The 21152-nt window shown below is 65.4% G+C and carries 24 protein-coding genes and 1 riboswitch; of the genes, 16 read left to right on the forward strand and 8 right to left on the reverse strand.

Features of this window, described 5'->3' with window-relative positions:
* Nucleotides 1–155: 155 nt before the first annotated feature.
* Entirely contained in the window at nucleotides 156–950 is a 795-nt protein-coding gene (locus C4901_RS03215; RefSeq protein WP_110136106.1) for a UDP-2,3-diacylglucosamine diphosphatase, read from the forward strand.
* Nucleotides 951–1163: 213 nt separating this feature from the next.
* Here C4901_RS03215 and C4901_RS03220 read toward each other — a convergent pair whose 3' ends face one another.
* Nucleotides 1164–2348 carry a trypsin-like peptidase domain-containing protein gene (locus tag C4901_RS03220; protein WP_110136107.1) on the reverse strand — a complete coding sequence of 395 codons (1185 nt, stop codon included), beginning with the start codon at nucleotides 2346–2348 and terminating at the stop codon, nucleotides 1164–1166.
* A 188-nt stretch (nucleotides 2349–2536) separates the two neighbouring features.
* Here C4901_RS03220 and C4901_RS03225 point away from each other — a divergent pair, with 188 nt between their 5' ends.
* The 6 genes from C4901_RS03225 to C4901_RS03250 all read left to right on the forward strand — a co-directional run bounded on the left by C4901_RS03225 (nucleotide 2537) and on the right by C4901_RS03250 (nucleotide 5933).
* A complete protein-coding gene (locus C4901_RS03225; RefSeq protein ID WP_065969142.1) occupies nucleotides 2537–3163 on the forward strand; it encodes a glutathione S-transferase N-terminal domain-containing protein in 627 nt (208 codons plus the stop codon).
* Entirely contained in the window at nucleotides 3163–3555 is a 393-nt protein-coding gene (locus C4901_RS03230; RefSeq protein WP_110136108.1) for a stringent starvation protein B, read from the forward strand. Before C4901_RS03225 ends, C4901_RS03230 begins: the two co-directional genes overlap by 1 nt.
* A 484-nt stretch (nucleotides 3556–4039) precedes the next feature.
* On the forward strand, nucleotides 4040–4270 hold the full coding sequence (locus tag C4901_RS17215) for a hypothetical protein (RefSeq protein ID WP_145960603.1): 231 nt from the start codon (nucleotides 4040–4042) through the stop codon (nucleotides 4268–4270).
* A complete protein-coding gene (locus tag C4901_RS18805) occupies nucleotides 4203–4793 on the forward strand; it encodes a right-handed parallel beta-helix repeat-containing protein (protein ID WP_145960604.1) in 591 nt (196 codons plus the stop codon). The genes C4901_RS17215 and C4901_RS18805 overlap by 68 nt, the downstream gene beginning before the upstream one ends.
* Entirely contained in the window at nucleotides 4765–5580 is an 816-nt protein-coding gene (locus C4901_RS03245; RefSeq protein ID WP_110136111.1) for a right-handed parallel beta-helix repeat-containing protein, read from the forward strand. Before C4901_RS18805 ends, C4901_RS03245 begins: the two co-directional genes overlap by 29 nt.
* Before the next feature lie 77 nt (nucleotides 5581–5657).
* Nucleotides 5658–5933: a hypothetical protein gene (locus tag C4901_RS03250; protein WP_110136112.1), complete on the forward strand. Its 276-nt coding sequence runs from the start codon at nucleotides 5658–5660 to the stop codon at nucleotides 5931–5933.
* A gap of 85 nt (nucleotides 5934–6018) precedes the next feature.
* On the opposite strand, the gene C4901_RS03255 is transcribed toward C4901_RS03250, so the two are convergent.
* Genes C4901_RS03255 through C4901_RS03280 form a run of 6 tightly spaced genes read right to left on the reverse strand, consistent with a single transcriptional unit; the run spans nucleotide 6019 to nucleotide 11809 of the window.
* The gene (locus C4901_RS03255) at nucleotides 6019–6735 is read right to left on the reverse strand and encodes a hypothetical protein (RefSeq protein ID WP_110136113.1); all 717 of its coding nucleotides are present in this window, start codon (nucleotides 6733–6735) and stop codon (nucleotides 6019–6021) included.
* Between the two features lie 23 nt (nucleotides 6736–6758).
* On the reverse strand, nucleotides 6759–8147 hold the full coding sequence (locus C4901_RS03260; protein ID WP_110136114.1) for an FAD-binding oxidoreductase: 1389 nt from the start codon (nucleotides 8145–8147) through the stop codon (nucleotides 6759–6761).
* The gene (rfaE2, locus tag C4901_RS03265; protein WP_110136115.1) at nucleotides 8131–8613 is read right to left on the reverse strand and encodes a D-glycero-beta-D-manno-heptose 1-phosphate adenylyltransferase; all 483 of its coding nucleotides are present in this window, start codon (nucleotides 8611–8613) and stop codon (nucleotides 8131–8133) included. The genes C4901_RS03260 and rfaE2 overlap by 17 nt, the downstream gene beginning before the upstream one ends.
* Nucleotides 8600–9199, reverse strand: coding sequence for a BON domain-containing protein (locus C4901_RS03270; protein ID WP_110136116.1), 600 nt, complete (start codon nucleotides 9197–9199; stop codon nucleotides 8600–8602). Before C4901_RS03270 ends, rfaE2 begins: the two co-directional genes overlap by 14 nt.
* A gap of 1 nt (nucleotide 9200) precedes the next feature.
* Nucleotides 9201–9812: a phosphoheptose isomerase gene (locus C4901_RS03275; RefSeq protein ID WP_110136117.1), complete on the reverse strand. Its 612-nt coding sequence runs from the start codon at nucleotides 9810–9812 to the stop codon at nucleotides 9201–9203.
* A 47-nt stretch (nucleotides 9813–9859) separates the two neighbouring features.
* Entirely contained in the window at nucleotides 9860–11809 is a 1950-nt protein-coding gene (locus C4901_RS03280) for a penicillin-binding protein activator (protein ID WP_110136118.1), read from the reverse strand.
* Between the two features lie 54 nt (nucleotides 11810–11863).
* Between C4901_RS03280 and rsmI the strand changes: the two genes are divergently transcribed.
* Nucleotides 11864–12688, forward strand: coding sequence for a 16S rRNA (cytidine(1402)-2'-O)-methyltransferase (gene rsmI / locus C4901_RS03285; RefSeq protein ID WP_110136119.1), 825 nt, complete (start codon nucleotides 11864–11866; stop codon nucleotides 12686–12688).
* 623 nt (nucleotides 12689–13311) lie between these two features.
* Here rsmI and C4901_RS03290 read toward each other — a convergent pair.
* Nucleotides 13312–13494 (reverse strand): hypothetical protein, encoded by a 183-nt coding sequence (locus C4901_RS03290; protein ID WP_110136120.1) that lies wholly within the window; start codon nucleotides 13492–13494, stop codon nucleotides 13312–13314.
* A 393-nt stretch (nucleotides 13495–13887) separates the two neighbouring features.
* On the opposite strand from C4901_RS03290, the gene C4901_RS03300 reads away from it, so the two are divergent.
* The 8 genes from C4901_RS03300 to eno all read left to right on the forward strand — a co-directional run bounded on the left by C4901_RS03300 (nucleotide 13888) and on the right by eno (nucleotide 21013).
* Nucleotides 13888–14202 carry a c-type cytochrome gene (locus C4901_RS03300; protein ID WP_110136121.1) on the forward strand — a complete coding sequence of 105 codons (315 nt, stop codon included), beginning with the start codon at nucleotides 13888–13890 and terminating at the stop codon, nucleotides 14200–14202.
* 14 nt (nucleotides 14203–14216) lie between these two features.
* Nucleotides 14217–15164, forward strand: a complete 948-nt coding sequence (locus C4901_RS03305; protein WP_110136122.1) for an SDR family NAD(P)-dependent oxidoreductase — start codon at nucleotides 14217–14219, stop codon at nucleotides 15162–15164.
* 25 nt (nucleotides 15165–15189) lie between these two features.
* Nucleotides 15190–15651: a ubiquinol-cytochrome c reductase iron-sulfur subunit gene (petA, locus tag C4901_RS03310; RefSeq protein WP_240611818.1), complete on the forward strand. Its 462-nt coding sequence runs from the start codon at nucleotides 15190–15192 to the stop codon at nucleotides 15649–15651.
* Entirely contained in the window at nucleotides 15648–15830 is a 183-nt protein-coding gene (locus C4901_RS18390; protein WP_240611819.1) for a Rieske 2Fe-2S domain-containing protein, read from the forward strand. The genes petA and C4901_RS18390 overlap by 4 nt, the downstream gene beginning before the upstream one ends.
* Nucleotides 15831–15870: 40 nt before the next feature.
* Nucleotides 15871–17121, forward strand: coding sequence for a cytochrome bc complex cytochrome b subunit (locus C4901_RS03315; protein WP_110136123.1), 1251 nt, complete (start codon nucleotides 15871–15873; stop codon nucleotides 17119–17121).
* Nucleotides 17118–17954 carry a cytochrome c1 gene (locus tag C4901_RS03320; RefSeq protein ID WP_110136124.1) on the forward strand — a complete coding sequence of 279 codons (837 nt, stop codon included), beginning with the start codon at nucleotides 17118–17120 and terminating at the stop codon, nucleotides 17952–17954. The genes C4901_RS03315 and C4901_RS03320 overlap by 4 nt, the downstream gene beginning before the upstream one ends.
* Before the next feature lie 227 nt (nucleotides 17955–18181).
* A riboswitch (Fluoride riboswitch) is annotated at nucleotides 18182–18245 on the forward strand.
* Between the two features lie 171 nt (nucleotides 18246–18416).
* Nucleotides 18417–19625 (forward strand): cyclopropane-fatty-acyl-phospholipid synthase family protein, encoded by a 1209-nt coding sequence (locus tag C4901_RS03325; RefSeq protein ID WP_110136125.1) that lies wholly within the window; start codon nucleotides 18417–18419, stop codon nucleotides 19623–19625.
* Between the two features lie 122 nt (nucleotides 19626–19747).
* Nucleotides 19748–21013 (forward strand): phosphopyruvate hydratase, encoded by a 1266-nt coding sequence (eno, locus tag C4901_RS03330; RefSeq protein ID WP_110136126.1) that lies wholly within the window; start codon nucleotides 19748–19750, stop codon nucleotides 21011–21013.
* The last annotated feature ends 139 nt before the right edge of the window (nucleotides 21014–21152 follow it).

The raw sequence follows: 21152 nt of genomic DNA on the forward strand, positions 1-21152 counted from the left end.
CGCTGCCGCAAGCCATCCATCCGTCGCGACGCCCGCGTGTCTGAAGAGGGTGGAGAACGTACCCGGGGGGCCGACGCCTGATGAATGCAAGTCACGACACGCATTGCGCCGTAGCGAGACCCGTCCGCACCCATGCCCGTGATCCAGGACCTGTCATGAGCCACCCCACCCATCGATCCATTTTCCTATCCGATGTGCACCTGGGGACGCGTGGCTGTCAGGCCGAAAGACTCTTGGATTTTTTGCGCAGTCACTCGTGCGAGGAGCTGTTCCTGGTTGGGGACATCATCGACCTGTGGCGCCTCAAGACGCGCTGGTATTGGCCGAGCAGCCATAACACCGTGATCCAAAAGATCCTGCGTATGGCCCGTAGCGGCGTCAAGGTGCACTACATCCGCGGGAATCATGACCCGATCTTCGAGTTCTTTTCGGAGCTAACCCTTGCCGACGGCGCGACCGTGGCCTTGGGCGACATCGCGATCCGCGAGGACTACGTCCACCATACCGCCGATGGCAGGCGTTTCTGGGTCATTCATGGCGATCAATTCGATGCGGCGATGCGTTATGCCAGGTGGCTTACCCATCTCGGGGATCACGGCTATACGGCCCTGCTGTTTCTGAACCGCTACCTGCAAATGCTGCTCCGCCTGTTCGGGGTGCGCCACGAATGGTCATTGAGCGGCTATGTGAAGTACCACGTGAAGAGGGCGGTGCAATTCATCAATGACTATGAGTCGCTGGTGGCGGAAGAGGCCTTGCGACGCCACTACGACGGGGTCATATGTGGCCACATTCATCATGCCGAACAGAAGCTTGTGAAGAACATCCAGTACTACAACGACGGAGATTGGGTGGAGAGCTGCACGGCGCTCGTTGAGCATCATGACGGCCGTATGGAGATCATCCGCTGGACGGCGGCGGCCTCCCGCGATGCCACCAAGGCCGCCTAAGCGGGCGGTGCGCCCGGACGCGGACGGCCCATGCCCGCCGGTCGCGGTCGATGATGGGATGGCAGGGCCGACGGCGGATGGGGTCATGGCCGGGGTCTTAAGGCCGGCCGCGGCCCCATGACCCCCATGGCGCATGACCCGCCGCGCCGGGCGGTGGCGGACGGCCCCGCATGAGGCATGGGGCCGTCCGGCTCAGCTCTCGCGACGGCCTTTTCAGGAGGCCGGTGCCGGCGGGCGGCTGTATGACGCGGGCGCCTTCAGGGGTGGCCGTGTCGCCACGATGGCGTGAACGGTCAGGCGTCGACCGGCGCGCAGCACACCGAGCGTGACGGGGGTGCCGGGCTTCGTATCGGCGATCGTGAGCAGGGCACGATTGGCCGAGCGCAGCGGCCGGCCATTGATCGCGTAGAGCACGTCTCCCGGGCGTATGCCGGCCTTGGCCGCCGGCCCATTCTTGTAGATCGCCGCCACCACCACCCCGTGCGTGGACTTGGGGAGCTTCAGGGCGCGGGCGAGCGCCGGCGTGAGCGTCTGGCCGGCAACGCCTATCCAGCCTTCGATCACATGACCGTATTTGATGATCTGGCGAAAGACATGGCGCGCCAGGTTGACGGGGATGGCAAAGCCGATCCCCTGGAACCCTCCGCTATGGGTATAGATGGCGCTGTCGATGCCGATCAGATGCCCTTCGGTATTGATGAGCGCGCCCCCCGAGTTCCCGGGATTGATGGCGGCGTCCGTCTGGATGAAGTTTTCGATCGGGTTCAGGCCGAGCTCGTCCCGGCCGGTTGCGCTCACGATGCCCATCGTCACCGTCTGGCCGATGCCAAAGGGGTCGCCGATGGCCAGCACCACCTCGCCCACGGCAATGTCGGAGGCGTGGCCGAGGGTTATGGCGGTCAATCGCGGGAGATGGATCTTCAGGACGGCAAGGTCAGTGGCGGGGTCCACGCCCACCACCCGCGCCTTGGCGCTGCGCCCGTCTTTCAGGAATACGCGGATGGCATCGGCCCCGCGAATGACATGGAAGTTGGTCAGGATGAAGCCGCTTTTGCTGACGATCACCCCGGACCCGAGGCTCGTTTCCACGCGCTTGCGGCTTGCCGGCGGCCGCCCCCCGATGAATGGCTCGAAGAACGGGAAGCCCGGGCCGCGCCGCGGCCGCGTCACCACCACCTTGGCCGTGTTAATATTCACCACGGCGTTCGCGGCCTTTTTGACCGCGTAGGCGTAGGACACCGGTCCGGGGGTCTGGGCCTTGCGCGGCGCGGCTTCATGTATGACCACCGTGGGGCCATGGGCGATGAGTTGCGGTCGCAGCAGCAGGATCACGAAGGCGAGCGCCAGGCCACCGATCACGATGCGCGCGAGGATCACAAGGCGGCGAACAAGGGACATGGGGCCTCCCGGCCGGTTTTCGCCCTAGGCGGGCTTGTCGTTATAGAGTAAAATTACAAGATTCGCGGCCCAAAAGTTAAGCCTGTCTTCGGTACAGGGGCGCAAACACCGCCTTTCGAGAGACCCGGAGGCTTCCTGGTAATGTCTATGGCTGTAGGTCCGACCCTGGTCGGGGCATGGAGATGAGCATGGCTATTCCCGCCGTCCGTAAACCCATCATGACACTGTATTCCGGAATCACCTGCCCCTTCAGCCATAAGGTGCGTATCGTCCTTCTGGAAAAGGACGTAGAGTGCCAGATCATCCACGTCGATCTCAAGAAGAAACCGCGAGAACTCGCCGAATTGAACCCTTACAACCAGGTTCCGACGATGGTGGATCGCGACCTCGTGCTCTACGAGTCGCATATCATCATAGAGTACCTGGACGAACGCCTGCCGCACCCCCCGCTCATGCCCGTGGACCCGGTGACGCGCGGCCGGGCACGCCTGATGCTGTGGCGTTTCAATCGCGACTGGTATGATCTCTTCCCGGAGATGGAGGGGGAAGACAAGCGGTTGGCGCAGCGCGCGCGCACCATCATCCGCGACGGTCTCACGGTCATCTCGCCGATCTTCAAGGATCAGCCCTATCTCTTGGGCGAGGAGTTCACGCTCGCGGACTGCGCCCTGGCCCCGCTCCTGTGGCGGCTTCCCCATTACGACATCGAGCTGCCGCGTCAGGCCAAACCGATCCTGGACTATGCGGATCGCCTGTTCGCGCGCAAGCCATTTCGGTCGAGCCTGACGGATGCCGAGCGGGATATGCGGCGCTGATGGCGGCTTTGAGGACCCATCTCGTGGGGGCTGTCTACCAGTGGGCGGTCGAATCCGGTTTCAGTCCGTTTATTCTCGTCGATGCCGCGCGCCCGGGCGTGCAGGTCCCGCCGGGGCGGGTCGAGGACGGTCGCATCACGCTGAACGTCGATCCGCGCGCGGTGCGTAATTTCGCGATCCAAGACGAGATGTTGAGCTTTCAGGCACGCTTCGGCGGCCAGCCGTTCCTGGTGAGCCTGCCCATCATGGCGGTGCTCGCGATCTATGCGCGCGAGAACGGTCGTGGATTGTCGTTCGAGGGTGAGGACGAGCCTGAACCGCCGGCGCCGGCCACGCCCCCCACCGAGGGCGCGGCGCCGCGCAAGGCGCCGGCCTTACGGCGCGTCAAATAGCATCCCGCAGCATCCCTCTGCAGGTCTCTGTTCGCGTCTCCTCTTTCCCGTGAGCGACGGTCCCGGCCGCAGATGCGGCGGCGGCCGGTCGCGCGCGACCCCATCCCGGTGATCGCCCGGGCGCCCGTCGCACCCCCGGATCTGCACTTATTCTATTTGTATATTCAACCGCTTATCGCCCAGAATGCGCAGCCCTCACCCGCCGGTCCGCGAGCCCTTAGCGAGTGTCCGAAAGCGATAGGCGTCCCCTTATCTCTGCGACAGTATGCGCATCGTCATGCATGCCCCGTGTCTGGCCCGTATCCCGGGCGGCCGGGGGTGGACTCTGCCTTGAGAGGAATCCCACTTTATGCCGCGCCCACTGTTCGGATCATCCCATTCGATGACCCAGGCGGTCTTTTGGTCGATCTTGGCCGCGATGTGCTTTGGCTCATGCGGGCTCAGCCCTTGGGCGTACGCCGCCATGATCGGGGGGGCATCGGTCGTGACCACCCCCATCACCGGCAGCACCATCCCCATGGGGCTTGCCTTGAACACCCCGGGCGCCGGCACCGGCCAGACGTACTATGTCGCGACGACCGGCTCGGACAGCAATAACGGGCTAAACCACCCCCATCACCGGCAGCACCATCCCCATGGGGCTTGCCTTGAACACCCCGGGCGCCGGCACCGGCCAGACGTACTATGTCGCGACGACCGGCTCGGACAGCAATAACGGGCTAAGCCCGCAGACGCCGTTTCTGACGATCCAGCATGCCATCGAGGCGGTGGGGCCGGGCGGCACGATCGAGGTCATGGGCGGCACCTATCCGGGCGGCATCACCATCGATCACCCAGGCACCGCCAACGGCTGGATCACCCTGGAACCCTACCAGAACCAGCAGGTCACGATCGACGGCAGCAACACCATGAACGATGTGTTCTTCTACAACACCACCGGGGCGCCCACCTACTGGGAGGTGAAGGGGCTCAATATCACCAATGCCCAGCAATACACCGTGCAGATCTCGGTCCCGGACGTAAAGCTCGTGGACAATGACATCTCCGGCGCCCATAACGACCTCGTCAAGCTCGTGCAGGCCGCCCACAACGTGGTGATCTGGGGCAACAAGATCCATAACAACAACGCCGCCCCCGGCAGCAACGCCCAGGGGGTGGACATGGTCGGCTCGCAAAACGTGCTGGTGGCCCACAACACCGTCTATAAACGTGGTGATCTGGGGCAACAAGATCCATAACAACAACGCCGCCCCCGGCAGCAACGCCCAGGGGGTGGACATGGTCGGCTCGCAAAACGTGCTGGTGGCCCACAACACCGTCTATAACGTCGCCTCGATCGGCATGTACTGCAAGGGCAACGCCGGCAACATCACCTTCGAGGACAACACCCTCAACAACATCTACAGCCGCGGCATCATGCTAGGCGAGTCCACGGGCGTCGAGTACCTGCTCCCCGGCAAGACCTACGAGTCCTACAACAGCATCGTCAAGAACAACGTCATCACCAACGACCAGAGCGCGTGTCTGGCCGAGTCGTCTTCCTACAATGCCGAGATCTACAACAACTCGTGCTATAACACGGCGATCGACCGTCACGCCGCCATCTATGTCTCCAATGAATCCGAGATAGGTCAGGGGGCCACCAACGTGTCCATCCGCAACAACCTGATCGCGGATTTCTCTACGCGGCCGATGGTCACGGTTGCCCCGGGCGCCATGACCGATATCAGCACGCTGCATATCGACCACAATCTCTACTGGGACCCGGCCGGCGTCACCTTCGAGTGGGATAGTAGGGGCCTCTATGGCCTGGGGCTTGCGCAATGGCAGCAGGAGACCGGGCTCGACCTGGCTTCGCTTGCGGCCAATCCGCGTTTTTCCAGCACCACGAGCCTCACCCTGAAGGCCAACAGCCCCGCCATTGATGCCGGCACCCGACTCGCCTCGGTGCGCCACGACTTCAATGGCGCCAGACGGCCGCGGACCGGCCATTACGATATCGGGGCCTACCAGAACCGCGAGTAGGCGGTGCCGGCCGTGGCGCTTTGCGTGGCGCGCCGCCTTGTCTCATACTGCACCCTCGTCGTGTACAGGGGTGTGTTATGCGTGAGTCTTATCGACGGTTTCTGGCGGCGGCGGTCACGGCCATGGCATTGAGCGGGTGCGCCCGCGCGGCCCGGCCTGGCGTCCTTGCGGTCGGCAAGAGTTATACCGCGGCGGTGTCGATGGCGATGCTGCATTTCAAGGTGGTGGCGCGCAAGGGGCATGGCTGGTATGTCGTCCAGCTCCTCGGCCACAATCTGGAGCCCTTCACGGGGGCCAGGCCCGCCTTGATCAATGCCCGGCAGATGTCGGTGTTGCAGGCCGGCGGTCATTGACCGGGGCGCGCGGCCATGTCGTCGGATGAGGGGCGGGCCGGGGACGGCCCGCCCTGTCGGCCGGCGGCGTGGCGCGGACGGGAACTTAGAGGCGCCAGCCGACGTTTGCGCCGTACGAGGTGGAGCCGCCCATGCGGTCGACCTCGAGATCCAGATTGAGGAGCCCCATATTGATGTCGGCGCCCACATACTCCTTGGTCTCGTCGACGGTCACGGCCGACAAGGTGCCGGTATGCGGGGTGCCGACGGTGCGCACCCGCCCGACCCCGATATAGGGGGTGATGAACACAAAGCCCTTGGAGAGGCAGAGCTCGACCGAGCGGGTGTTCAGACCCATCTCGCTCACCCCCGTCATTCTCGTATAGGTCCCGCGCACCGTGAGGGCCGGCGCGAGCAGCCCCCCGCCGATCAAGGCATAGCTGACATCCCCTCCGACGACGCGCACATTGCTGCCCGGCACGCGACCATAGGTGAGCCCGACATCGAAGCCGAGGGGCAGACCCTTTTGCGCCTGGAGGCTTGGTACGAAGAGATTGTTGCTGCCCGATCCGGTGGCCGTGTGTAACGCGCCGCCCTGAGCTACGCGCGTATCCATGGCGGTAAGCCCGATATCGAAGCCGGTGATCCCAAGGGGCGCGGCCGGCATCATGTCTTTATAACTGAGCGCCGCGCCGAGATCTCCGGTCAGATTCTGGAACTGGGCCTGGCTCAAGGCGCCCACGTTGCCGATGTTGCCGGCATAAGCGGTCGCGCATGCGAGAGATGAGGCCAGTAGTGGGGCAAGCCAGCGGCGATACGACATGGGACACCTCCTTCGATAGCGGATCATGAGATGAGCGGAAACAGCTTGTCAGGATTCAGGATAGCATCCGGATCGAATTGCGCCTTGATGGCGCGCATGAGCGCGAGCGTCGGGGCGTCTATCGCGCGCGCGACATAATCGCGTTTCTCCATGCCCACGCCATGCTCCCCCGACAGGGTGCCGCCCAGGCGCAATACGAGGTCGAACACCTCGCTAAGGCACGGGCGGGCCTGCCGTTCCTGTTCCGCGTCCTGCGAATCATAGAGCATGTTGACGTGGATGTTGCCGTTGCCGGCATGCCCGAAGTTCACGATCGGGATGCCGAAGCGGCGGCTCAAGGCGGCCAGCCCGGCGACCAATTCCGGTATCCGCGAGACCGGCACCACGACGTCCTCGTTCAGCTTGTTCGGGGCCAGCGTGCGCAGCGCGGGTGACAGGGCCTTGCGCACCGCCCACAGCGCCTGGGCCTCGCCGGCGCTCGTGGCCGCGGCGAGATCGAGCAGTCCCGCGCCACGGGCGGCCGCCGACACCGCCGCCACGGCCTCATCCATCGCCGCCTCCGGTCCATCGACCTCGATGAGCAAAAGCGCGCCGGCGTGCGCCGGCAGGGTTTTGTGGAAATCGGGCACCATCGCGATCGCCGCGCCGTCCAGGAACTCCAGGGCGCAGGGCGTCACCGGCTGCGCCATGATGCGCGAGACCGCAGCCGCCGCGTGGTGCATGTCGTCGTAGATCGCGCGCAGCGTGCGGCGCGCGCTGCTTTGCGGGGTCAGTTTCAAGGTCGCCTGGGTGATGATGGCGAGTGTCCCTTCGGAGCCGATCAAAAGGCGCGTAAGGTCATAGCCCACGGCGCCCTTGGTGGTGTCGACCCCCGTGCGTATCGCCTCGCCGCGACCGGTCACGGCGCGCAAGCCCAGGGTGTTCTCGCGTACCGTTCCGTACTTGACCGCGCGCGGACCGGCCGAATTGACGGCGATATTGCCGCCGACGCTGCAATAGGCGGCGCTGGTGGGGTCGGGGGCCCAAAAAAACCCGTGCGCCGATGCCGCGCGCTGCACTTCTTGGTTGGTGACCCCGGGCTCCACGCGCATGAGGCGATTATCGGGATCGACTGCGATGATGCGCCGCATGCGTTCGAGTGAGAGCACGACGCCGCCGCGCACCGGTACGGCGGCGCCGGCGGTGCCGGTGCCGCGCCCGCGCGCTATGAGCGGTGTCTTGTGGGCGCGGCAGACGGCCACGATGTCGCGCACCTCGTCTTCGGTGAGCGCGAACACGACGGCGTCGGGGAGGTGGTGCTTGCGGGAGTTGTCGTAACCGTAGACGTGCCGGTCGCCGGGATCGGTGAGCACGCGGTCCTCGCCCACCACGCGCGCCAAGGCCCGCTGCAGGGGCTCAAGGACGGCCGTCATGACGGATCGCGCGCACCAGCGCCGTGGTTGAGCGCTCAAAGCGGAACGGAATGGACAGCACACGCCCGCCGCCCGCGGTAACGAGGTCCGCGCCGACGATCGAGGCCACCGGCCAGTCGCCGCCCTTGACCAAGACATCGGGGCGTATCGCCAGGATCAGTTCGCGGGGCGTGTCCTCCTCGAAGGCCAGCACCAGCGACACGCTCTCCAGGGCCGCGAGCACCGCCATGCGGTCATCCAGGTGATTGATGGGGCGTTCCGGGCCCTTGTTCAGCCGGCGCACCGACGCATCGTCATTCACCGCGACCACCAGCGAAGACCCGAGCGCGCGCGCCTCTTCGAGATAGGTGGCATGGCCGCGGTGCAGGAGATCGAAGCACCCGTTCGTGAACACCAGCGGTCGTGGCAGGGCGCGCGCGCGCTCCACGCCCTCCCGCCAGGATCCGCCCATTTTATCGGTGATCATGCACGGTGTACTGAAAAAGTTCGATGACGCTGCGGACATGGGGGATGACGCTGGCGGCGAGCGCCGCCTTGTCGCCCACGGATCGGGGCACGATCCCGAGGAGGTAGACTACGCGATGCGCGGTGACCACCGTGATGCGCGCGACGTCGAGGCCCTTGGCGACGAGCGCCGATTTCACGCGCAGGGTGATCCACGAATCGGCCAATCGTGATGCAAAGGAACTCGGCGGGGTAAGACGCAGCTGGTCGATGATCCGATGGATGCCATGTATGCGCCGCACCAGACTGAGGATGCGCGCGCGGTCCTGGACGTTGTCGGCCTCGCCCGTGAGCAGGACCGAGCCATTGACGCAGGTGACATCGACATGGGTGGCGCGGTGCAGGTTCTTGTGCGCGGCGATCAAGGCCTCCGCCCGAAACTTTATGAACGTGTCATCGACGACCGTGCCGGCCGAGCGTCGGCTGCTCGCGATGCCGGCCCCGGTGGCCGCGCCCCCGACCAAAAGCGGGGTGCAGCCTGCCAGGGTGAGCGCCAGGGTGAGCACCCCGAGCGCCGCCGTTAACCCGCGCGCCCTCCGCGGTCCCATATCAGTCCTGCCCGAGGAGCTGATAGTCGATGAGGTCACATAGACAGTGGATGGCCATGAGGTGGATCTCCTGGATGCGCGCCGTCGACGGGCCCGCCACGCAGATATTGATGTCCTCTTCGGTCAAGATGGAGGCGAGGTCTCCGCCATCGCGTCCATTCAATGCCACGCAGATCATGCTGCGTTCATGGGCGGCCTGTACCGCCCGTATGACGTTCGCGGAATTGCCGGAGGTCGAGATGGCAAGCAGCACATCCCCCGCGTGCCCCAGGGCCCGCACCTGACGCGCGAAGATCTCCTCGAAATGATGGTCGTTGGCGATCGACGTCACGGTCGAGGCGTCGGTCGTCAGGGCGATGGCCGGGAGGCCGGGCCGCTCGGCCTCGAAGCGGTTCAGGAGTTCGGAGGAGAAGTGCTGGGCATCGGCTGCCGATCCCCCGTTCCCGCAGGACAGGATTTTGCGATCGCTCAAGAGCGCGTGGATCATGACCTGCGCCCCACGGGCGATCTGCGGGGCGAGCTCCGCCTGGCAGCCTTGCTTGGTGCGGATGCCTTCATCGAAATGGTGCAGGACGCGCGATACCAGCGCGTCCTCGGTCTCTCTTTCGGACATGGTGATGCTCTCCTAGAGCCAGAATATAGCGCGCCTTGGCGGCACGGTCACGACCGACCGATCGTGCGGATGGTCCGTTTGTGCTTGGAAAAAAGCCCACGATAGGGCAGGAAGGTATCCAGGAGTCGCGGGATACCCTTGCGGAACTGGGCCCATACGAGTGTGCGCCGGATGACGTCGTCGCGGCGCACGCTAAGTCCCCCGGTAAGTCCGTTGTAGCGCCCGCCGCCGCCCAGGCTCAAGCGATCCAGGCGCCCGACGAGGCCCTCGGCGTCGGCGCCGAAGGCATAGAGGCGCGCAAACGGGGTGAAGTCATAACGCCGGGCGTCGGGCAGTGTGCGGCGCAAGCGGCCCATGCGGCCATTGCCGACGAGCATCCACGGCATGTCGCCGAAGATGATCCCATCCAGGTCGCGGTCATAGACCGGATCCGGCCGTCCGGTGAACACCGACGAGGTGGAGTAGACCGGCAGGGTGTCGGCGTGATCGTAGTCGAGCAGCGGCTTTATGAGGCGCGCGTCCGGGGCATCGGCCACGAGGAACACAAAGCCCACGTCTTGCCGCCGGCGGGCGGTGAACGCAAGCGGCATGCCAAGGATACGCTGCAGGCGGCGATAGCGGGCGCGGCTTTGGGTGATATTGAGCAGGTCCTCCACCGGCCGTACATAGCCCGTAGATCCGGGGGTGTAGGAGGTCTGTGCCACCACGAGGCCGCCCAGGTGGCGCCAACGCCGGGCGAACGCACGGCGCATGCGATGTCCAAAGGGCGAATTGGGGTACAGGATCGCGGCGCGGGTATGGCCATCGAGATAGGCGCGGTCGGCGGCCTGCCGGGCCTCCAGGGTGCGTGCCAGGCTGAACTGGTAGACAGGGACGTGCCGGGGGTTGTGCCGCGGACCGTTTTTGGCAAGACCGAGCAGCAAGGTCGGGACCGTGAAGCGGGCGTGGTCGGCGACGTCGGCGACCGCGCCCGCGCCGAGCGGTCCCACGATGAACTGCGCGCCGCGTTTTACGGCCTGCTGGTAGTAGTGCGCGGCCGCCGCCGGGTTGCTGCCGATGTCATAGATGTAAATGGCCGGATTGCCGGCCAGCGGATGGGTCTTGGCCATGGCCACGAAGCCGCGTTCGACGGCCTTCGCGGCCTTGGCAAACGGCGAGGACAACGGCAACAGCAGGGCCACGGCCCGCGGCGCCGGACGCGGGTGGCCTTTGGCCCCGAGGATCATTGTCAGGAACGTCGATGTCGGCATGAATTTCGGGTAGCGATGCTGCCACTTGGCGATCGCCGCGCGCAGGCGTCGCGAGCGCGGCGGATAACGGCGCGCGATCAGTGCGAGCCGGGCCCAGGCGCCCACCGCGCTGGTGGGGGCCTCATCGTACAGGCGCTGCAATCGCGCGCGGGGCAGGGCGGCGAGATCGTGCCACAGCGCGGTCTCGTTATTGGTGAGCCGCCGGCGCGAGACCAGCAGGCGCTCGCGCGCAATCATGTGGCGCGCGGCGCGTACCGGGTGCCCAAGACTCAACGAGGCCTGGGCCTCGATGCGGCCGATCTCGGCTTGCAATTGCGGCGGGAGATTCGGGTAGCGTTGCGCCTTGCGCGCCTCCTCGTAGGCCCTTGCGGGGTGGCCCATCGCCGCGTCGATCTCGCCCATCAGCGCGTATTTGTGCGCGGCAAGTCGTTGTGTCAGCGGCGGCTTTGCACGGTGCAGCTCCTGGTCTGCGGCGCGCAGGGCGCCGGCGCGCACCAGGGCCTCGGCGGCCCTCAGGGCGTAGCGGGCGCGGGTCGTGCCCGTAGAGTGGCGCGCCAGATGTTGGTAGGCTTGGGAACCTTTAATGTAATGGCCGTGCCGAACCGCGCGCGCGGCGCCGGTGGCGGTCATGGTCCGGGTGCTCGGGCGCAGCGTCGGTACGCAGCCGGCAAGACCGAGGCTTATGAGGCTTATGGTAAGGAGTGTGCCAAAGAGGCGCGCCACGCGCGGCGATGAGGAACGATTCATGAGTCAAGTATCCGAAACGGCGCGTGAAATGTCTATCTCCGGGCGACGGTGCGCATGACTCCGGGCCTGTATGTCGTCGCCACCCCCCTGGGCAATCTCCAGGACCTGTCGCCGCGCGCGCGCGAGGTCCTGCAATCGGTGGCCGTGATCGCCGCCGAGGATACGCGTCACTCACAGATCCTGTGCCGGCAGTGGGATATCCGCACCGCGCTCGTCTCCGTGCATGACCACAACGAGCGCGATCGTCTGGAGGGCCTTTTGGCGCGGCTTGGCGCCGGCGAGGCCATCGCCCTCATAAGCGATGCCGGCACGCCCCTCATCAGCGATCCGGGCTATCTCTTGGTGCGAGGCGCGCGCTCAGCCGGCGTGCCGGTGTATGCGGTGGCCGGACCGAGTGCCGTGATCGCGGCCCTTTCGGTGGCCGGTATCCCTTGTGATCGTTTCGTGTTCGAGGGGTTCCCGCCGGCCCAGGCGGCGGCGCGCCGGGCCTATTTCGAGGCCTTGGCATCGGAGCCGCGCACGCTCGTCTTTTACGAGTCGCCGCATCGTCTGGCGGCAAGCCTTGGTGATCTGAGCGCGGCCTTCGGGGGGCAGCGCGAGGCGGCCCTTGTGCGCGAACTCACCAAGCGTTTCGAAGAAGGCCGGTTGAGTACACTGGGCGAGCTGGCATCGCGCGCGCGCGAGCAGGCGCCGCGCGGCGAATCGGTGTTGGTCGTGCGCGGCGCGCCGCCGGCCTCCGGGATCGGCGAGGGTGAGCGGGTGCTTGCCCTTCTGATCGGCGCGCTACCATTGCGCCAGGCGGTGGATCTGACCGTCGCCATTACCGGGGCTTCAAGAAAAGCCGTCTACGCGCGCGCCCTGGAATTCAAGTCGCCGTGAGGCAGGGGCGGGCGCGGGCCTATCCGGTCTCGCCCCGCGACCGGCCCTTTCCGGCCGCAGACCGCCACGGGCAACCATTGCCATATAGAAACAGTCCGCGCCATCGGCGGATGGTTGCGTGCCGCCCAATGCCGGACCTGGTGTCGTCTCGGCGGCGCATGGAACTTTTCGGCATTTGTCTGACCCTCGCTATTGGGGACTGGCGCCGCGCGTCGTCGGCGCGTTCGGGGCGGGACAGGTCGAGGGGGCGGTGAAACGCACGGTCGGGATCATTTGTATACAACAGGGTCTTGGGCGCGGATAGGGAGCGTGCCCCGATCGCTCGCGCCCGTCCGAGGTGCCGATCATTTGTGGCGGTGTGCAGGCGCCGTGCCGCCCACCCGCACGTTACAGGGTGCCACAAGCCAACATATTAGTATTTAATTGATAAATGTCACCCACTTCCTTGAGCCTCGGGGGCGCGTATGCCAGGATTCGATATGACGAGTCAACGAGCCACGGGAAGGGGACAGGTCACCGCAAGGGGCCCACAAGCTTTCAGGCGCAGAAGGGGGTTTTCGTAATATGAAAGTCACATACAGGGGCTTAGCACTGGGACTGGGACTGGCAGTCATGACCGCCGCCTATGCCGCGAACCCGGCGGCGACGCGAAAGCCGGTGTCATCGGCGAAGGCCGCCAAGACCGCGACCCACAAGCCCAAGACCGCCAAGCCCAAGGCCGCTCCGGTCAAGGCGCGGCTTCTGACCGGGCGCACGCCGCCGCTCGTGGCCACGCACCCGAAGATGCCCTCGCTCGTGGCCAGCACCTGTTCGGCCTGTCATGGCATGACCGGCATCTCGCCTTTGGGCGAGTTCCCGAACCTCGCCGGTCAGGGCGAGCCCTATCTCGTGAAGCAGATCGAGGACTTCCGCAACCACACCCGCGCCGACCCCCTGGCCAAGTCCATCATGTGGGGCATGGCGGCGATGATCCCGCGCAAACTTCCGCAACCACACCCGCGCCGACCCCCTGGCCAAGTCCATCATGTGGGGCATGGCGGCGATGATCCCGCGCAACAAGATCCGCGCGATCGCGCTCTATTTCGCCAGCCAGAAGGGTGCCCCCGGGCAGAGCGCGAACCCGAAGCTCGTGGCCGCCGGGCGCAAGCTCTTCATGGGCGGCAAGATCGCCGACCACCTGCCGGCGTGCATGGCCTGTCATGGCGCCACCGGTCGCGGCCCCCGGGCAGAGCGCGAACCCGAAGCTCGTGGCCGCCGGGCGCAAGCTCTTCATGGGCGGCAAGATCGCCGACCACCTGCCGGCGTGCATGGCCTGTCATGGCGCCACCGGTCGCGGACTCCTGCCGTGGTTCCCGCGTCTGGCCGGTCAGCATCAGGCCTATGTCATCGCCCAGCTCCAGGCGTTCAAGGACAAGACCCGTACCAATGACCCGCACGCCATCATGCGCACCGTCGCCGGCAAGCTGTCGACCGCGCAGATGACCGCGCTCGCCGCCTACGTCCATACCCTGTAGTGAAGGAGTCCCCGATGGCCCATCCCATGCCCGCGGCCGAGGCCCTGACCGGCCGCGCGGTGCTCGTGACCGGTGCCGGCCAGGGCCTCGGCTACGCCGCGGCGCTCGCCTACGCCCGGCACGGCGCCGAGGTCATCCTGCTCGATCGGCAGGTGGCGGCGCTCGAGGCGGTCTATGACGCGATCGTCGCCACGGGCGCCCCGACCCCCATCGCCCACCCGCTCGATCTGGCGGTCGCCACCCCCGCCGACTACACGGCGCTCGCCGCGGCGCTGACCGATCAGGTCGGACACCTGGAGGGCCTCTTGCACAACGCCGCGGTCCTGGAGATGCTGACCCCGCTCGCCTTCCATCCGCACGACACCTGGACCCACACCCTGCAGGTCAATCTCACCGCCCCGTTCCTGCTGACCCAGGCGTGCCTGCCGCTTTTGAGCGCGGCCGCCGACAGCGCGGTGCTCTTTACGAGCGATGCCTGCGCGGCCCACCCCAAGGGCTACTGGGGGGCCTATGGCGTGGCCAAGGCCGGGGCCGACAACCTCGCGCTCATGTGGGCCGCGGAGTTGAGCAACACCCCGGTCCGGGTGCACGTCCTCGACCCCGGCCCGGCGCGCACCGAGATGCGGCTGCGCACCCACCCCGGGGCCCCGACCGCCTCGTGGCCGACCCCCGAGGCCCTGATGCCCGCCTATGTCGCGCTCATGGCCGCCACCGGCCACCCCTATCGCGGCCAGCGCGTGCAGGCCCGGGAGTGGATGGAGGGGGCGGACCGCCTCGTGGCCGACCCCCGAGGCCCTGATGCCCGCCTATGTCGCGCTCATGGCCGCCACCGGCCACCCCTATCGCGGCCAGCGCGTGCAGGCCCGGGAGTGGATGGAGGGGGCGGGCGCGGCCACCGGGTAGGAGACAGCGCAAGGCAATTGCTGACGAGCCGACCTTGGACCCCTGGGTCAGGCAAATGATGATAGTGAAAGTTGAGGTGATGGTATGGCGAAAACGAATGGGGATCCGCAAGACAGACAGAAAAATCCCAATCTGGGGAGGCGTCGCTTCTTGATTGCGGCGACCTCCGTGGCGGGTGCCGGTGTCGTGGTACCGGTGGCAGTGGCCCTGGTGGAAAGCCTCGAGCCGACCGCGGCCGAGGCCGCGGCGGCATCGACGACCGTTAATCTGGCCCCGATCGAGCCGGGCATGCAGCTGACGGTCCCGTGGCAGAAGAAGCCCGTGATCATCGTCAACCGCACGCCGGAGATGCTGACGACCCTGACCGAGGCCGAGAAGAAAGGCATCCTGAAGGATCCGAACTGCGATGTCCCCCAGCAGCCCCCTTACTGCAAGAACATGTACCGGGCGCGCAAGCCCGAGTGGCTGGTGATGATCCGCATCTGCAATCACCTGTGCTGCATCCCCCATTACCGCCCCAAGAAGGCCCCAAGAAGGCGTCGGTGACGGCGTGGTGGCTCGGGGGCTTCCACTGTCCCTGCCATGGGTCGATGTACGACCTGTCCGGCCGGGTCATCAAGGGTTCCCCGGCCCCGCACAACATGGCGGTCCCCGAGTATCACTACGCGCCGAATGGCAAGTCAGTGACCATCACCAAGATGTATCCAAAGGCGCATTTATGTTAGGGGCGTGCCGATTGGGATTTTTTAGGAGGGGTGAACGGATATGAGTAGCAAATTAGCGGACTGGTTCAACGCGCGCTTCCCGGCGCGCGACATGATGCGCGAGCACATGACGGAGTATTACGCCCCCAAGAACTTCAACATCCTGTATTACACGGGCTCGCTTTTGCTGCTCATGATCGTCTTGCAGCTCATATCGGGCTTCTTCCTCATGGCCCACTATGTGCCCACGAGCGCGGGGGCCTTCAACTCCGTGCAGGGCATCATGTATGACACGAAGTGGGGCTGGCTCGTCCGTTACATGCATGTCGACGGGGTGTCTCTGATCTTCATCCTGCTCTATCTGCACATGGGCCGCGGTCTTTTGTACGGCTCCTACCGCAAGCCTCGTGAGCTCCTGTGGATCATCGGGTACATCATCTACATCCTCATGATGGGCGAGGCGTTCTTCGGCTATGTCCTGCCGTTTGGCAACCTGTCGTACTGGGCGGGGGAGGTGATCACCTCCATCATCCATGCGCTGCCGATCATAGGTCCGGGGCTCACCACGCTCGCGCGCGGCGGCCCGGGGGTCGGGACCGCGACCCTCGAGCGCTTCCTGGCGCTGCATGCGGTGCTGTGGTTTCTCATCATCGCGGTGTTCATCGTGCTGCACGTGCTAGCGCTCCATCAGGTGGGCTCGAACAACCCCGACGGCATCGAGATCAAGGACCGCAAGGGGCCCGATGGCATACCCGTGGACGGCATCCCCTTCCATCCGTACTACACGGTGAAGGACATCTTCGGGGTAGGGGTGTTTCTCACGATCTTCGCGGCCATCATCTTCTACGCCCCGACCATGCACGGCGTGTTCCTGGAGCGCACCACGTTCTTTCGCGCCAACCCCATGGTGAGCCTGCCGGATGTCACCCCGCCTTGGTATCTCGCGCCCTATTACGCCATGCTGCGCGCGGTGCCGAACATCGCGCCCTATTACGCCATGCTGCGCGCGGTGCCGAACAAGTACGAAGGCATCGCGCTCATGATTTCGGCCATCGTCCTGCCGTTCTTCCTGCCGTGGCTCGATCGTTGCAAGGTGCGCTCGAGCCGCTACCGGCCGGTCTATCGGATCATGATCCTCGTCATGGCCGTGACCTTCTTCACGCTCGCGTGGGTGGGCGAACAGCCGCCGCTGCCCAAGTACTTCCTGATGGAACGAGTGGGGGCGATCATCTACATCGGCTTCTATGTCCTGCTGCCGATCATCAGCCGTTTTGAACCGACCCGGCCGGTGCCGGAAAGGGTGCGCTCATGAAAACCCCCCTCCGCCTGGCCGTCTTAGGCCCGCTTCTGGCCCTGACCACGGCGGCGTATGCCGCGGTCGCCCCGGTGACGCCACCGGCCCCGCCCGCGCTGCCGTTCACCAAGGCCACGGTCATCGCCGGCGCGCAGTTCTTCGCCGATCACTGCAGCGCCTGTCACGCGGTGAGCAATCTGCGCTATAACCGCCTGGCCACGGATCTCGGCATGACCAAGACCGAGATCCAAAAGACCATCATGCTCCCCGGCGGGAGCAGTTACCTGAAGGGCATGAAGCCGGCCATGACCCAGGCCCAGGCCAAGAAGTGGCTGGGGCTGCCGCCGCCGAACCTGAGCCACATGGCCCGCGCCCTCGGGCCACGCTTCCTCTACACCTATCTCACGTCGTTCTACTGGGATCCGAAGCGCCCCTCGGGCTGGAACAACCACGTGTTCCCGAACGTCGCCATGCCCAACATCCTGGCCCCGTGGGGCGGCATCGTCACCAAGACCGGCAAGGTCCTAGTGCCGGGGCGCGAGTCGCCGGCCGCCTACCACCGCCAGGTGGCCGAGGTCGTGGCGTTCCTGCGCTACGCCTCCGATCCCTCGGTCTTCGAGCGCCGCGCCCTCGGCCGCTATGTGATGCGCTACGCCTCCGATCCCTCGGTCTTCGAGCGCCGCGCCCTCGGCCGCTATGTGATCGGGGTGTTCGTCATCCTCTCGATCTTGGCCTACCTCCTGAAGAAGGATTATTGGCGGGATATCCATGAGAAGGATCACGATGAAAGCGCCAAGGCGGGTGGTGACGCCGCAAAGGGCAAGTCACCGAAACCGGTAACGAAGAGCTAAGCACACCAGGCGTGGCGGCCATGGCCGCCACGCCTGGGCAGTTGCCGACATCCGACCGGCCATTATCTGCAGGTTCCCCGCGACCGCCTCGTCAGGGCACCACTTCGATCGAAGTTTCCATTTTTACCGCGCATAGGCGCGGGTCGTGCCGTGGGGCATTCCGTGCCGCCGGAGGGTGCCAGCAAGCAAGTATTGCGTAACCGACAATCCCTCCTGTAGACTCATCGACGAGAACAGGAGATGGCATTCCTCCTCATAACCGCCCTACCGGCTGATGATGCCTACATAGTCCTGGAACACGGGAAAATGTGGGACCGCGTCGGCCTTTCTGAAAAGACCAAGTTTCCCTGTGATCCGGATCCCGTAAACCGTCGAAGGGGGCTTCGTGGTCGCATGGTCCGGCAGTCAAGGGAAGCGCCGCATGTTTCGTGATGTCCCGACGCTACATCCGTTGAAGGCATCATGGTCTGGCAGACACTCATAGATCACCTGAAATCACGCTGGAGATTCAAGCCGATCCCCTTGAGGATTCGGCTGTGGAACGGCATTGTCGCCGATCTCGGCGCCGCCCCCACCGTCACCGTCCATGTGGCATCCATGGCTGGCCTCCGTTGTCTCCTGGACCCCACGCTCGATAATCTCGGGAAGGGTTATGTGGAGGGAGTTATTGATATCGAGGGGGGCATCATGGACGTCGTGGCGATCGCCGCCGAACTGGCCGCGCATCCCGACAATGTCCGGCACCCGTTCCGGCGCAAGCCGCGGCTCATCTGGCACGACAAGAAAATGGACGCCCAGTCCATCGCCCACCATTACGATGTCTCGAACGAATTCTATGGTCTCTGGTTGGATCGGGACATGGTCTACTCGTGCGGCTATTTCCACGAGCCGACGGACAGTCTGGAGGCGGCTCAAACCCGGAAGATCGACCATATCCTGCGCAAGCTCAAGATCCGGCGCGGCGACCGGCTGCTGGACATCGGGTGCGGATGGGGGGCGCTCGCGCGCCGCGCGGCCGGGGTGTATGGGGCCCGGGTGCTCGGCATCACATTATCCCAAAGCCAGTATGAGTACGCCCGTGAGCGAATCGCGCGCGAGGGCCTGCAGGATCGTTGCGAGGTAGTCCTTGAAGACTACCGGGATATAACGGGGCGGTTCGATCGTATAACGAGCGTGGGTATGTTCGAGCATGTCGGCCTTAAGAACATGCGTGACTACTTCTCACGTATCCATGTCCTTCTCTGCACCGATGGCGTCGCCATGAACCATGGCATCACATCGACTGACCCGGACTCCCGGGAAACACCGTTTGGCGGGGGCCGGTTCATAGAGGACTACGTCTTTCCGCACGGCGAATTGGCCCATGTCGGGCTTGTCCTTAAGAACATGAGCCATGCCGGCCTGGAGGTCATCGACGTAGAGAACCTTCGCCGTCACTATGCGCTCACCTTGCATCATTGGGTGGAGCGCTTCGAGGCCGCTACCCAGGCGTGCCGGACGCTCGCCGGTGAAAAGCGCTGGCGGATATGGCGTGTCTACCTGGCCGGCTGCGCCCACGGCTTTGCGCACAACTGGCTTTCCATCCATCAGGTGCTGGCCGTCAAGGGCCACGCCGGGGTCGCAAGCCCGCTGCCGTTGACGCGTGATTACATGTATGGCGAGCCGACCTGATGAGCCGCGACTCGCGCCGCCGAGGCGGCCGTTTGCACCGCGCGCAATCGGGGCGCATGGCCTGGCGGCGCCCGGCGCGGTCCATGATGTGATGGCCATTGGCATGGCCGGGAGGTTCACTTATGACTCTGCGTATTGAATCGGTGCGTGCCCTGGAGATCCTCGATTCCCGTGGTCAGCCCACCGTCCGGGTGTATGTGGCGTTGGATAACGGCGTGGTCGGCACGGCCTCTGTTCCGTCCGGGGCCTCCACGGGAAAACACGAGGCCCTGGAGCTTCGGGATGGGGATGCCGGGCGTTATGCCGGTAGGGGCGTGTTGAAGGCGGTGGGACATGTCGACACCGTCATTGGCCCGGCGATCCGGGGCATGGATCCTCGCGGGCAGTCGGAGATCGATCGCTTCCTGATCGATCTCGACGGCTCGCCCGACAAGGGGCGTCTCGGTGCCAACGCCATCCTCGGGGTCTCGCAAGCGGTGGCACGCGCGGCGGCGCGCGCCTTGGACATGCCGCTGTACGCCTACTTGGGGGGTACCGGCGCCAATCGGCTTCCCAGGCCCATGATCAACATCCTAAACGGTGGTCTCCACAGCGATTTCACCCTGGATTTCCAGGAGTTCATGATCGTGCCCGTGGGCGCCGACAGTTTCAGGGAGGCCTTGCGGTATGGCGTGGAGACCTTTACCGCGCTAAGACACCTATTGAAGGCCCGGGGCTATGCGACCCACGTCGGTGATGAGGGCGGCTTTGCCGTGCCCTTCGATGACAATGAGGAGGCCTGCGCGGTGATCGTGGAGGCGATAGCGGCGGCCGGCTACCAGCCGGGTGTCGACATCGCCTTGGCGCTCGATCCCGCGGCCAGCGCCTTTTGTCAGGACGGCACCTACCATCTTGCGCGAAACGGCCTTGGGATCAGCGATTCCCGCGCACTCGTGGCATTATATGAAAAGTGGGTCGGGAAGTACCCGATCATCTCCATCGAGGATGGCCTTGCCGAGGACGATTGGCAGGGTTTCCATGATCTGACCACGCGCCTCGGGGACAAGATCCAGATCGTGGGGGACGATATCCTCGTCACGAACCCGGACCTTATCGCGCGCGCGATCAAGGAAAAGGCCTGCAATGCCGCCTTGATCAAGCCCAATCAGATCGGCACCGTCAGCGAGGCGGTCGCGGCGATCCAGCTGTGCCGCAAGGCGGGGTGGGCGTTCGTCGTCTCCCACCGTTCCGGCGACACCGAGGATGACTTCATCGCGGACTTCGCGGTCGCCATGGGCGGCGGCCAGATCAAGACCGGCTCGGTGTGCCGCTCCGAGCGGATCGCCAAATATAACCGTCTGCTCGAGATCGAGCGCGAGCTTGGCAGGGGTGCCCGATTTGGCCCTTGAGGCCGGCGCCGAGGTTCGGGATCGCCGCAAGATCCGGTGTGGGCGCGTCACGGAAGGCCGGCTGTTGCGGGCGGGCCTGGCCGCCGGCCGGCAGACGAACCAGCCCAAGGCGGCGGTACCATGGATCGGTCGGTGGCAC

Origin of the sequence: Acidiferrobacter sp. SPIII_3, from assembly GCF_003184265.1 — a bacterium.
GTDB lineage: Bacteria > Pseudomonadota > Gammaproteobacteria > Acidiferrobacterales > Acidiferrobacteraceae > Acidiferrobacter.

Coding starts and splice junctions, on each gene's coding strand:
- C4901_RS03250 (WP_110136112.1), top strand. CDS start 5,658: ATGCGTGAGTCTTATCGACGGTTTCTGGCGGCGGCGGTCACGGCCATG.
- petA (WP_240611818.1), top strand. CDS start 15,190: ATGGCGAAAACGAATGGGGATCCGCAAGACAGACAGAAAAATCCCAAT.
- C4901_RS03270 (WP_110136116.1), bottom strand. CDS start 9,199: ATGGGACCGCGGAGGGCGCGCGGGTTAACGGCGGCGCTCGGGGTGCTC.
- C4901_RS03305 (WP_110136122.1), top strand. CDS start 14,217: ATGGCCCATCCCATGCCCGCGGCCGAGGCCCTGACCGGCCGCGCGGTG.
- C4901_RS03315 (WP_110136123.1), top strand. CDS start 15,871: ATGAGTAGCAAATTAGCGGACTGGTTCAACGCGCGCTTCCCGGCGCGC.
- C4901_RS03230 (WP_110136108.1), top strand. CDS start 3,163: ATGGCGGCTTTGAGGACCCATCTCGTGGGGGCTGTCTACCAGTGGGCG.
- rsmI (WP_110136119.1), top strand. CDS start 11,864: ATGACTCCGGGCCTGTATGTCGTCGCCACCCCCCTGGGCAATCTCCAG.
- rfaE2 (WP_110136115.1), bottom strand. CDS start 8,613: ATGATCACCGATAAAATGGGCGGATCCTGGCGGGAGGGCGTGGAGCGC.
- eno (WP_110136126.1), top strand. CDS start 19,748: ATGACTCTGCGTATTGAATCGGTGCGTGCCCTGGAGATCCTCGATTCC.
- C4901_RS03325 (WP_110136125.1), top strand. CDS start 18,417: ATGGTCTGGCAGACACTCATAGATCACCTGAAATCACGCTGGAGATTC.
- C4901_RS03320 (WP_110136124.1), top strand. CDS start 17,118: ATGAAAACCCCCCTCCGCCTGGCCGTCTTAGGCCCGCTTCTGGCCCTG.
- C4901_RS03215 (WP_110136106.1), top strand. CDS start 156: ATGAGCCACCCCACCCATCGATCCATTTTCCTATCCGATGTGCACCTG.
- C4901_RS03300 (WP_110136121.1), top strand. CDS start 13,888: ATGGCGCCACCGGTCGCGGCCCCCGGGCAGAGCGCGAACCCGAAGCTC.
- C4901_RS03255 (WP_110136113.1), bottom strand. CDS start 6,735: ATGTCGTATCGCCGCTGGCTTGCCCCACTACTGGCCTCATCTCTCGCA.
- C4901_RS03275 (WP_110136117.1), bottom strand. CDS start 9,812: ATGTCCGAAAGAGAGACCGAGGACGCGCTGGTATCGCGCGTCCTGCAC.
- C4901_RS03220 (WP_110136107.1), bottom strand. CDS start 2,348: ATGTCCCTTGTTCGCCGCCTTGTGATCCTCGCGCGCATCGTGATCGGT.
- C4901_RS03225 (WP_065969142.1), top strand. CDS start 2,537: ATGGCTATTCCCGCCGTCCGTAAACCCATCATGACACTGTATTCCGGA.
- C4901_RS03260 (WP_110136114.1), bottom strand. CDS start 8,147: ATGACGGCCGTCCTTGAGCCCCTGCAGCGGGCCTTGGCGCGCGTGGTG.
- C4901_RS03280 (WP_110136118.1), bottom strand. CDS start 11,809: ATGAATCGTTCCTCATCGCCGCGCGTGGCGCGCCTCTTTGGCACACTC.